This window comes from Streptococcus mitis (assembly GCF_946190375.1).
GTDB classification, from domain to species: Bacteria; Bacillota; Bacilli; order Lactobacillales; family Streptococcaceae; genus Streptococcus; species Streptococcus mitis_CJ.
This window is the reverse complement of sequence record NZ_CAMIAF010000006.1, coordinates 100,058-110,145: the sequence shown is the minus strand read 5'-3', so window position 1 is coordinate 110,145 and position 10,088 is coordinate 100,058. Positions and strand designations below refer to the sequence as shown.

10 protein-coding genes and 1 pseudogene are annotated in these 10,088 nt (G+C 41.7%); 1 reads left to right on the top strand and 10 read right to left on the bottom strand.

Features of this window, described 5'->3' with window-relative positions; genetic code table 11:
- Positions 1–147 precede the first annotated feature (147 nt).
- From rplA to N8M09_RS04225, 9 genes and pseudogenes are all read right to left on the bottom strand, one after another.
- Positions 148–837 carry a 50S ribosomal protein L1 gene (gene rplA / locus N8M09_RS04265; protein ID WP_001085675.1) on the bottom strand — a complete coding sequence of 230 codons (690 nt, stop codon included), beginning with the start codon at positions 835–837 and terminating at the stop codon, positions 148–150.
- Positions 838–1,044: 207 nt separating this feature from the next.
- Positions 1,045–1,470 (bottom strand): 50S ribosomal protein L11, encoded by a 426-nt coding sequence (gene rplK, locus N8M09_RS04260; protein WP_001085807.1) that lies wholly within the window; start codon positions 1,468–1,470, stop codon positions 1,045–1,047.
- A 122-nt stretch (positions 1,471–1,592) separates the two neighbouring features.
- On the bottom strand, positions 1,593–2,309 hold the full coding sequence (gene ldcB, locus N8M09_RS04255) for an LD-carboxypeptidase LdcB/DacB (protein WP_261064043.1): 717 nt from the start codon (positions 2,307–2,309) through the stop codon (positions 1,593–1,595).
- A 3-nt stretch (positions 2,310–2,312) separates the two neighbouring features.
- Complete coding sequence (locus tag N8M09_RS04250) at positions 2,313–2,783, bottom strand: HIT family protein (protein WP_261064042.1); 471 nt, start codon at positions 2,781–2,783, stop codon at positions 2,313–2,315.
- 1 nt (position 2,784) lies between these two features.
- Positions 2,785–3,823 (bottom strand): annotated as a pseudogene (locus N8M09_RS04245) (M42 family metallopeptidase).
- 97 nt (positions 3,824–3,920) lie between these two features.
- On the bottom strand, positions 3,921–5,246 hold the full coding sequence (gene brnQ / locus N8M09_RS04240; RefSeq protein ID WP_261064041.1) for a branched-chain amino acid transport system II carrier protein: 1,326 nt from the start codon (positions 5,244–5,246) through the stop codon (positions 3,921–3,923).
- A 272-nt stretch (positions 5,247–5,518) separates the two neighbouring features.
- Complete coding sequence (locus N8M09_RS04235; RefSeq protein WP_261064040.1) at positions 5,519–6,097, bottom strand: uracil-DNA glycosylase family protein; 579 nt, start codon at positions 6,095–6,097, stop codon at positions 5,519–5,521.
- Positions 6,098–6,150: 53 nt separating this feature from the next.
- Positions 6,151–7,551 (bottom strand): dipeptidase PepV, encoded by a 1,401-nt coding sequence (pepV, locus tag N8M09_RS04230; protein ID WP_261064039.1) that lies wholly within the window; start codon positions 7,549–7,551, stop codon positions 6,151–6,153.
- 13 nt (positions 7,552–7,564) lie between these two features.
- Positions 7,565–8,170, bottom strand: coding sequence for a nitroreductase family protein (locus N8M09_RS04225; RefSeq protein ID WP_261064037.1), 606 nt, complete (start codon positions 8,168–8,170; stop codon positions 7,565–7,567).
- Between the two features lie 170 nt (positions 8,171–8,340).
- Between N8M09_RS04225 and N8M09_RS04220 the strand changes: the two genes are divergently transcribed.
- A complete protein-coding gene (locus tag N8M09_RS04220; RefSeq protein ID WP_261064036.1) occupies positions 8,341–9,141 on the top strand; it encodes an amino acid ABC transporter substrate-binding protein in 801 nt (266 codons plus the stop codon).
- A gap of 65 nt (positions 9,142–9,206) precedes the next feature.
- On the opposite strand, the gene N8M09_RS04215 is transcribed toward N8M09_RS04220, so the two are convergent.
- Positions 9,207–10,040 carry a metallophosphoesterase family protein gene (locus N8M09_RS04215; RefSeq protein ID WP_261064035.1) on the bottom strand — a complete coding sequence of 278 codons (834 nt, stop codon included), beginning with the start codon at positions 10,038–10,040 and terminating at the stop codon, positions 9,207–9,209.
- Between the last annotated feature and the right edge of the window lie 48 nt (positions 10,041–10,088).

Genomic DNA, 10,088 nt, shown 5'->3' with positions numbered 1-10,088 from the left:
TATCAAAAAAGAAAGGACAAATTTCGTCCTTTCTCGATCTTAGCTTTTCTTCAACCCACTACAGTTGACAAAGAGCCATAAACAACATGCCCGTTCTAAGCAAAAAAACGAGCACTTTCGTACTCGTCCTCTTTTATAAACTACTGATTAAAGTGAGTTTACGTCAACTTTGATACCAACACCTTGAGTAGTTGTGATAGTCAAGTTTGTTACGTAAGTTCCTTTAGCTGTAGCTGGTTTTGCTTTTTGGATTGTTTCGTTGAAAGCTTTGAAGTTTTCAACCAATTTTTCAGCTTCAAATGATACTTTACCGATGATTGCTTGAACGTTACCTGCACGGTCAGCACGGTAAGTGATTTTACCACCTTTAGACTCTTCAACTGCTTTAGCAACATCCATAGTTACAGTACCAGTTTTAGGGTTTGGCATCAAGTTACGTGGTCCAAGGACACGTCCAAGACGTCCAACAAGAGCCATCATGTCAGGTGTAGCGATAACTACGTCGAAGTCCAACCAACCGTCGTTGATTTTAGCAACAAGGTCATCTTCACCAACAAAGTCTGCACCAGCAGCTTTTGCTTCTTCAGCTTTTGCACCACGTGCGAAAACAAGAACACGTGAAGTTTTACCAGTACCGTTTGGCAATACCATTGCTCCACGGATTTGTTGGTCAGCTTTTTTAACGTCGATGTTCAAGTTATAAGCAACTTCTACAGTTGCATCAAATTTTGCAAAGTTAGTTTCTTTTGCAAGTGCTACAGCTTCTTCTACGCTGTATGCTTTTGTGCTGTCGATTTTCTCAAGAGCAGCACGAAGTTGTTTGCTTTTTTTAGCCATTTTCTATTCTCCTTGTAAGTGGTTCAATCGATTTTCATCTCCCACGTCACTCCTCGAAATGATGAAGTCTTGCGGGTTTTCAGTCTATTAATTTTCTTTTCCTACGGCCTTAAGTTCCCTTGCTGTACCCAAGTACAAGCATCAGTCACTTGCCTAGTATGAAAAGCAACTAATAGACTGCTGTGAGATTTTCTACTGTGTTATTGATTAGTCAACAACAGTGAATCCCATAGAACGAGCAGTACCTTCGATCATACGCATTGCAGACTCTACGTTTGCTGCGTTCAAATCTGGCATCTTAGTTTCTGCAATTTCTTGTACTTGTGCACGAGTAACTGTAGCAACTTTAGTTTTGTTAGGTGTACCTGATCCTTTTTCAACACCTGCAGCTTTTTTCAAAAGAACAGCAGCTGGTGGTGTTTTAGTGATGAAAGTAAATGATTTATCTTCGTAAACTGAGATAACAACTGGAATGATCATACCAGCTTGGTCAGCTGTACGAGCGTTGAACTCTTTTGTGAATCCCATGATGTTTATACCAGCTTGACCAAGAGCAGGTCCAACCGGTGGAGCTGGTGTAGCTTTACCAGCAGGGATTTGCAATTTTACAAGTTTTTCGACTTTTTTAGCCATTTTTAAATCCTCCTTTGTGGTTTTGGCGGTAATTAGAGATTTTTACCTCCCACAAGTATGTTTTTCACATACCCATCTATTATACACTATTTATCTGGAATTGCAAGAGAAAAGTTTATTTTTTAATCGACGTAATCTCCACCTTCAAAGCCGAAATACTCTTCCAAACAGAGGCCACTAGCTGCAATCTCTTTAGCCTCTTTTCCGACATAACGAAGGTGCCATTCCTCAGCCATATAGCCTGTTTCCTTTTCCTTGCCTTTGAGATAACGGACAACAAAACCATAATCAGCCGCATGATCCAAGAGCCATTGGGCCGCTTTTTCTTCTGTCACCAAATCACCATTTGTCCCAATCACATCAAAGGCTAAACCTGTCTGGTGTTCGCTATAGCCAGGTCGAGCAGAATAACGGTCGGCAGCTTCTTTCCCATCTTGATTGACATAATCTTGATAGAGCTTGGTCTGAGTTTCATAACTTCTAAAGCCACTGTAATGGTCGCTAATTGGGAAACCTGCCTCTTGCATAGCTTTAATGAGTTTGACCAACTCTGCCTTGGCTGTTGGATTTTCCCCTGGATTGTAGTCTTTTGACAAAGGATAGTGTTTATTTGCTACGATGATTTCATCATATTTTCCTTGGATGCTGTAGTAGTCTCCTTTGTTAACCACTTCTGCTTTTTTCTGGGTGGCTCCTTGTGACTTATTTCCGACTGTCCCCTCAGCTTTGGCAGTTTGTTCTGTTTTAGCTGCTCCATCTTCATTTTTTACTTTTTCTTGTGAACAAGCTGCTAGACTCAAGGCTAGCAAGGCTGTCAAGACAAGGTATCTTTTTTTCATTGTTTATCCTTTCATCTCTATCATCTGGTCCAATGTTTTAGATAAGGTGGCAATCAAGTTTTCTAATTTGCTTCCCTTAACCTGATATTCTTCAGCAATCATTTCTTCCCATGGAACCCACCAAACTGGGCCACGGCCATTAAGTCCGTAACCTTTCATATCACCTGTCCGCCTTGGAAATAGGTGCCAGTGAAGGTGGGCATCTCCATTGCCTAGAAGCTCGATATTCATTTTCTCAGTAGCAAAGGCCTTAGCAACCGCCTCTTGGACTAAACTCATTTCTTCTAGAAAACGGATTCTTGTTTCCTTTTCTAAATGGTGCAATTCACTGACATGTTCCTTGGCTAGAAAGAGACTATAGCCTGCAAAATATTGGTGATTTCCAATCACAAGATAGCCTGTTTCCAACTCTCTCATAAAGTAGGGATTTTTTCCAACTTTAATGAGCTCAATTCTTTGACAAATAAGGCACATATTAGTCCACCAACTCACTCTTGAGATAAGCATCAACCATACGCTCCGTTGGCAACCACCGAGTCAATATGAGTGCGCTCATATGAGTGGCTAGACTCAATACCAGCACCAAGAAGGGCATGTTTGACCTCTGCTCCTGCAGACATGGCTGCTGAAGCGTCCGATCCATAAAATGGATAGATATCCAGCTTAAATGGAATATCTTGTTCTTTAGCCAAGGCAACCAAGTGTTGACGGAAGTCATAGTGATAAGGACCTGAAGCATCCTTGACACAGATGGACACTGTGTACTCATCTGTTTGCTGGTCATCTCCCATAGCTCCCATATCCACAGCTAGATATTCTACTACCTGAGCAGGAATATTAGAGTTAGCACCGTGTCCCACTTCTTCAAAGACTGAAAAAGCAAAATGGGTTGTTACAGGCAATTCAATCTTCTCTTCCTTATAAATACGAAGGAGATTGATCAAAATCGCTGCGCTGACCTTGTCATCCAAATGGCGAGACTTGATAAAACCTGTCTCTGTAACGACAGTTCGTGGGTCAAAACTGATAAAATCACCGACCTCAATGCCAAGAGCACGAGTTCCTTTTTCACTGGTTACTTTGGCGTCCAAACGCACTTCCATATTGTCCTGCGTGCGTTCTGCAGTTCCTGCATCCTTGTAGACATGGCAAGAAGTTTGGTGGATGAGGATGGTTCCTGATACTTTTTCACCTGTACTAGCCACATGAACGGTACAGTTTTCACCTTCAATCATGTTCCAAGGAAAACCACCGATACGGTCCAATTTGAGACGACCATCTGGTTTGACAGCACGGACAATGGCACCCAGCGTATCCACATGGGCAGTCACATACCGATGCTTCTCATCATTTTGACCTTTGATGGTCACATTGACACCGCCCTTGGCTTTGCGAACTGGCTGATAACCAAAACCTTCTAGAGTTTTGACTAAATAATTCGAAATTTCACGAGTAAAACCTGTTGGCGACGCAATGGCTGTCAGTTCTTTGATATATTCTACTGTTTGATTCATTTCTTCACCTCTTTTGCTACCTATTATAACACATTTATCATCGTATAAAAAAAGAAAATCACTCCTGTAGACTTGGCTACAAAAATGATTTTAATGATTATTCCATTTCAAAAACATCGCTTTCTTGCTTGTTTGGTAAAACCAATGAGATCAAGATTCCGACAACAGCTGGTACTAACCATGGGAGAGATGCCTTGGCAAAAGGAAGAGCGTTGACAAGGTTTGCAAGAAACTCAACCTTAAACGAGCTTCCTAGTACGCTTGCAATGGCAATGGCTGTAACAACAGCAATTGTCAACTGCATACCTGGTTTTGAAAGAGCCACAAATTTGTTGACAATGACAATCATAACGATAGCAATCGTGATTGGGTACAAGATAACCAATACTGGAATGGAGTACTTGATAATCGCATCAAGACCCAAATTAGCAATGGCAAATCCAATCAAGGTAAAGGCTGTCGCATAAACCTTGTAGCTGATTTGTGGGAAGCGCTCATTAAAGAACTCAGCTGTAGACACAATCAAACCAACCGTTGTTGTGAAGCAGGTTACGGTAACCATAGCTGCAAGGAAGAGTTGAGCTGTTGAGCCAAAGATTTCTTGAGTCGCTTGTGACAAGATGTAAACACCTGGCGTTCCACCCTTCATCGCTTCAGCTGGTACTGGGAAATGATTTCCAAGGAAACCTAAACCGATGTAAAGAGCGCTGAAGGCAAGGGCAACAACGATACCAACAACCCAAATAGTTGAAATGTATTCTTTCTTACTTGAAAATCCAAGTTGTTTCAAGGTTTGAACTGCGATTACGCTAAAGGCAACTGAGGCAAGGGCGTCCAAGGTATTGTAACCTTCTAGGAAACCTGTACCAAAGGCAGAAGCTTGATAAGCAGTTGAAGCAACTTGAGGACTGGTTCCACCGTATTTGAAAGCTCCCAGAACAACCAAGATAACAATCAAAATCGCAAAGACTGGAGTTAAAATACGGCCGATACGGTCCAAAATTTTTGATGGATTAAGCGAAATCAAATAGGCTGCTGCAAAATACAGAACTGTAAAGACAATCAAACCAAGACCTTTATTTGCATCCGACAAAAGAGGACTAATCCCTACTTCGTAAGCTGTTGTAGCTGTACGTGGGATAGCAAAGAATGGACCGATTGACAAATAAAGAACTGAGAGGTAAAGAGTCGCAAACCAAGGCGCTATCTTTGTTGAAATCTCGTAGATATATCCTTTAGGATTTAGCGTTCCAATAATAAGAGTCAAGACGGCGATACCGACGCCTGAAAAGACAAAACCTGCGATGGCAGGAATAAAATGTTCTCCAGATAGAGCACCTAGAGAAGGCGGAAAAATCAAGTTCCCCGCACCAAAAAATATTCCAAACAGGAGTAAACCTGTTAGGGCACCTTTTTTAGCCATGAAAATCTCCTTCATATTTATAAAATACTGACCTAGTATATCATGAATAGGAGTATGAAAAAAGCTTCACGAAGTAAATATTGAATGTTTTCAAGATTCTCAAAAATGAGAATTGTCTAAAAATAACATCCCCTACCCAGTCCACGCCAAGTAGGAGAAAATTCTAATGTTTATACTCTTCGAAAATCTCTTCAAACCACGTCAGCTTCACCTTGCCGTACTCAAGTACAGCCTGCGACTAGCTTCCTAGTTTGCTCTTTGATTTTCATTGACTATAAAATGGTTTTAATTCTTTTTTTCAAATCTGGCACCACTTCTGACTCAAACCAAGGATTTTTGGCCATCCAGATTTGATTGCGTGGTGATGGGTGTACTAGTGGAAAATAGGTTGGCAAGTAGTTCTGGTAGTGTTTTACCCGTTCTGTCACCTTGCCACTGACTTTCTCCTTTAAATAGTAGGCCTGGGCATATTGCCCAATCAAGAGGGTCAATTGAATATCTGGTAATTCTTGCAAGAGCTGCGGATGCCATTTTTCTGCAAACCCAGTTCTCGGTGGCAGGTCACCTGACTTACCATGCCCTGGAAAGTAAAAATCCATAGGCAAAACAGCAAAATAACCTGAATTATAAAAAGTGTCTTCGTCAACACCAAGCCAATCTCGCAAGCGGTCACCACTTTTATCTTTCCAATAAAGTCCTGCCTCCTGCGTTTTAAGTCCCGGTGCTTGACCGATGATATTGATGCGAGCAGTCTTTGGCGCTGCAAAGAGAGGCTCGATGCCACGCTTTGTATAGGTAGCATTCTGCGGATCTGCCATAATAGCCTGCTTGATTCTTTCAATTTGAGACATCTACTTTCCCTCCAAAAAGAAGTCTAAGCATACAATCTCAGACTTCTATCGTTTTATTTGATCAATTCGTAAATAGCTTCGGCATAGATTGCTGCAGCTCGGAAGAGATCGTCCAAGGCGATAAATTCATTAGCTTGGTGCATGGTGTCAATTGAGTCTGGGAACATGGCACCATAGGCAACACCGCGTTCGAGTAAGCGACCAAAGGTTCCACCACCGATGACTTGCTCGTGACCTTTAAGACCAGTTTGTTTTTCATAAACATTCAACAAGGTTTGCACAAGTGGATCTTCCATTGGCACATAGTGAGGCGTATGACCATGTTCAGAAAGGCTAACAGAAGCGACCGACAAGTTTTCAAGGATTGACTTGATTTGTTCTGGACTTGTTCCTTTTGGATAGCGGATATTAAGGGCAATGGTATTATCAGCACTTGTTTCATCAAAACGGAATACACCCGCATTCATAGAAAGGGCACCCATCTTTTCATCCACATGAGCAATCTTGAGATTTTCACCCTCATGATCGTTCAAGAGAATTTTACCAGCGATGTCAAGGTAGTCTTTAGCTGGACCAGCAAAGTCAAACTGGCTAAGGAAGAGGGCTAGGTAAGTCGCACCATTGACACCTGAAGCAGGCATAGCACCGTGGGCTGATTTACCAATGATCGTCACCTTGTATTGGTCAGCTTCTTCTTGGAGTTCTCCTCTAAGTTTGTGTTCTGCAACAAAGGCATCTAGTTTAGCTTGCAAGTCAGCCAAATCACCTGAAACGACTGCTGTTGCTGATTCAGGTACCATATTTTCACGCAAACCACCTGTGAAGCTGTGAAGACAGGCTGCACCTGTATTTTCACCTGCAAAGTGAAGGTATTCCGTGATATTTCCTTTTTCACCATTGATGATAGGGAATTCAGCATCTGGAGAGAAACCGAAGTCTGGTTTTGCAAGTCCTACGTGCTCGAAGTAGTAGTCCATGTCTGCCCAGCCTGATTCTTCGTCTGTTCCGACAATAAAGCGAACCTTCTTAGAAGTTGGAAGCCCCAATTCTTTGATGATTTTCAAACCATAGTAACAAGCTGTTGTAGGTCCCTTGTCGTCCGAAGCTCCACGCGCATAAAGGCGACCGTCTTTGATAGTTGGTGTGTAAGGATCTGTGTCCCAACCGCTACCAGCTGGCACCACGTCCATGTGGGCAAAGATTCCGAGAACTTCTTCTCCTTCTCCAAACTCGAAATGTCCTGCGTAGTTATCGACATTCTTAGTTGGGTAGCCATCACGGTCTGCTATTTCAAGGAATTTTTCCAAGGCCTTTACCGGTCCAGGTCCAAATGGATGTTCAGCATCAACCTTGCTGTCATCACGTTCTGAGTTGATTTCTAAAAGGCTAAACAAGTCAGCCAAGAGATCTTCTTTGCGTTTTTCTACTTCTGCTGTAAAATCAATTGTTGTCATTTCTTTCTTCTTTCTATCTTTTCTCAATGATTTCATCTACTGGCAAGCGGTAGCTTGGTTCCAATTTTTCGTCTGTGTATCCCACTGTAATCAAGAGTTCTGGGCGGAAGCGGTCTTCGATTTCCAAAACTTCGTTGACTTTTGATTTGTCAAAACCAAGGATCAGATTTGATCCGATTCCTTGGTCTGTAAGAGCCAGAACCAAGTTCATAGCAACCAAACCTGCATTGAGGGCTAGGTAGTCGCTGACTTGTTGTTCATTGTAACGGGCAAATTCAGCAGGCAAATTCTTCATGAAGTATTGAAGTTGCTCTTCAGAAAAGTTATGAGCACCACCAACACGGGCAATCTTACGAGCACGTTTAGCCAAATCTGTGTCTGTAAACAAGGCAATAGTTACAGGCGCTGATGATACCTGTTCAAAGTTTGAACCGTAAGCCAATTTTGCTAGTTCGGCATTTTTCTCACGCACCACTACAAATTTCCAAGGCTGGCTGTTGTGGGCGCTTGGTGCCAAGGTTGCAATTTCGATAGCCGTACGCACATCTTTGGGATCAACTGCCTTATCAGTGAACTGCTTGGTCGCATGACGTTTTTTATTTAATTCAAGAAATTTCATAATCGATTTCCTTTTCTAATTCTACTGCTTCCATTTTACCATATTTTGAAAGAGCTTGCAGGGATTTTTCATGATTAAGTTTTTTTATCACAACCATAAAAAATATATACTGGTTCATCAGGAAAGTTTCTGATAAACTAGCAAGTACTTTACATTTGAATGGAGATACTATGAAAAAATTCAGCCTATTACTAGCCATCATCCCCTTTTTAGTTGCCTGTGGGAATCAATCCACACCCAAAGAGACTAATTCTCAAAAGGCAATCGTCGTTGCTACAGCTGGCGACGTGCCACCATTTGACTACGAAGATAAGAGAAATTTGACAGGCTTCGATATAGAAGTTCTAAAAGCAGTGGATGAAAAACTCAGTGACTACGAGATTCAATTCCAAAGAACTGCCTGGGAGAGTATCTTTCCAGGACTTGATTCTGGTCACTATCAGGCTGCGGCCAACAACCTGAGTTACACAGAAGAGCGTGCTGAAAAATACCTCTACTCACTTCCAATTTCGAACAACCCCCTCGTCCTCGTCAGCAACAAGAAAAATCCTTTGACTTCACTTGACCAAATTGCTGGTAAAACAACGCAAGAAGATACCGGAACTTCAAACGCTCAATTCATCAATAACTGGAATCAAAAACACACTGATAATCCTGCTACTATCGATTTTTCTGGTGAAGATATCGGTAAACGAATCCTAGACCTTGCTAACGGAGAGTTTGATTTCCTAGTTTTTGACAAGGTATCCGTTCAAAAGATTATCAAGGACCGTGACTTAAACCTCTCAGTCGTTGATTTACCTTCTGCCGATAGCCCCAACAACTATATCATTTTCTCAAGCGACCAGAAAGAGTTTAAAGAGCAATTTGATAAAGCACTCAAAGAACTCTACCAAGACGGAACCCTTGAAAAACTCAGCAATACCTATCTAGGTGGTTCTTATCTCCCAGATCAATCTCAGTTACAATAAGATATATTAAAAACGATTGGACAGGCCAATCGTTTTTAGTTTGCATTGGTTATTTTAGGAAACTCTTACAAAAAATCAAAATAATCCTTCACATCCTCTACATACCCATGCTTTTCTATTAAGCCGGCTAAAAGTTCCAGATTGTGCCCCTGATAGTTATCTTCTCTTCGTAGCTCTTCATACATTTCGATAAAGGGAAGTCCCTTGGACTTGGCCAATTCTAACTCCGCTTCATAATCATAAGCGACTTTACGAAATAGGATATTTACCAATTCCCCATCTTCAATCTCTATCACGGCATACTGGGCACGGTGATTTTTTAACTTTTCCCAATTAAAATAGGGCATACCAATCGAACCTGGATTGATAATTTGTTGCCCTTGACTGCCATAACGAAGCAATTGCTTGTGAACATGACCATAGACTGCCACGTCGGTTTCCGCATCTAGCAGTTGATCAAATTTCTCTGTATCATTCTCAACTAGCAAGTCACCACCATAGTTCTTATTTGGCAAATTATGAGAAAGAGAAAAGCGCAGTCCGTCAACTTCTTTCTTTTCTAGCAAAGGTAAGCTTCGTAACCAGACAATCGTTGCAGGATCCATTCGCTCCATCAAAAACTGGGTCAATCGCATGAGCTGGATTTCTTGTGGATGTTCCAAACCATATTCACCATCCAAGGCCTCAAGGACACAATCATCCCAATTGCCTCGAACACTGGCTGTGATAGGAAGGTCCTTTAGCAGGGCGACTAAGTCATTTGCGCCTGGACCAGGAAGAAAAATATCTCCCAGAAGCCAGTATTCACTGACTCCTTGATTTTTAGCATCTGCAATCACTGCTTCTAGCGCCGTCGCATTGCCATGAATATCTGATAAAATTGCGATTTTATGGTTCATATTATTACTTTCTAATATTCGTTTACATTAGTATTTCAAACTATTTGT

Coding starts and splice junctions, on each gene's coding strand:
- rplA (WP_001085675.1), bottom strand. CDS start 837: ATGGCTAAAAAAAGCAAACAACTTCGTGCTGCTCTTGAGAAAATCGAC.
- rplK (WP_001085807.1), bottom strand. CDS start 1,470: ATGGCTAAAAAAGTCGAAAAACTTGTAAAATTGCAAATCCCTGCTGGT.
- ldcB (WP_261064043.1), bottom strand. CDS start 2,309: ATGAAAAAAAGATACCTTGTCTTGACAGCCTTGCTAGCCTTGAGTCTA.
- N8M09_RS04250 (WP_261064042.1), bottom strand. CDS start 2,783: ATGTGCCTTATTTGTCAAAGAATTGAGCTCATTAAAGTTGGAAAAAAT.
- brnQ (WP_261064041.1), bottom strand. CDS start 5,246: ATGGCTAAAAAAGGTGCCCTAACAGGTTTACTCCTGTTTGGAATATTT.
- N8M09_RS04235 (WP_261064040.1), bottom strand. CDS start 6,097: ATGTCTCAAATTGAAAGAATCAAGCAGGCTATTATGGCAGATCCGCAG.
- pepV (WP_261064039.1), bottom strand. CDS start 7,551: ATGACAACAATTGATTTTACAGCAGAAGTAGAAAAACGCAAAGAAGAT.
- N8M09_RS04225 (WP_261064037.1), bottom strand. CDS start 8,170: ATGAAATTTCTTGAATTAAATAAAAAACGTCATGCGACCAAGCAGTTC.
- N8M09_RS04220 (WP_261064036.1), top strand. CDS start 8,341: ATGAAAAAATTCAGCCTATTACTAGCCATCATCCCCTTTTTAGTTGCC.
- N8M09_RS04215 (WP_261064035.1), bottom strand. CDS start 10,040: ATGAACCATAAAATCGCAATTTTATCAGATATTCATGGCAATGCGACG.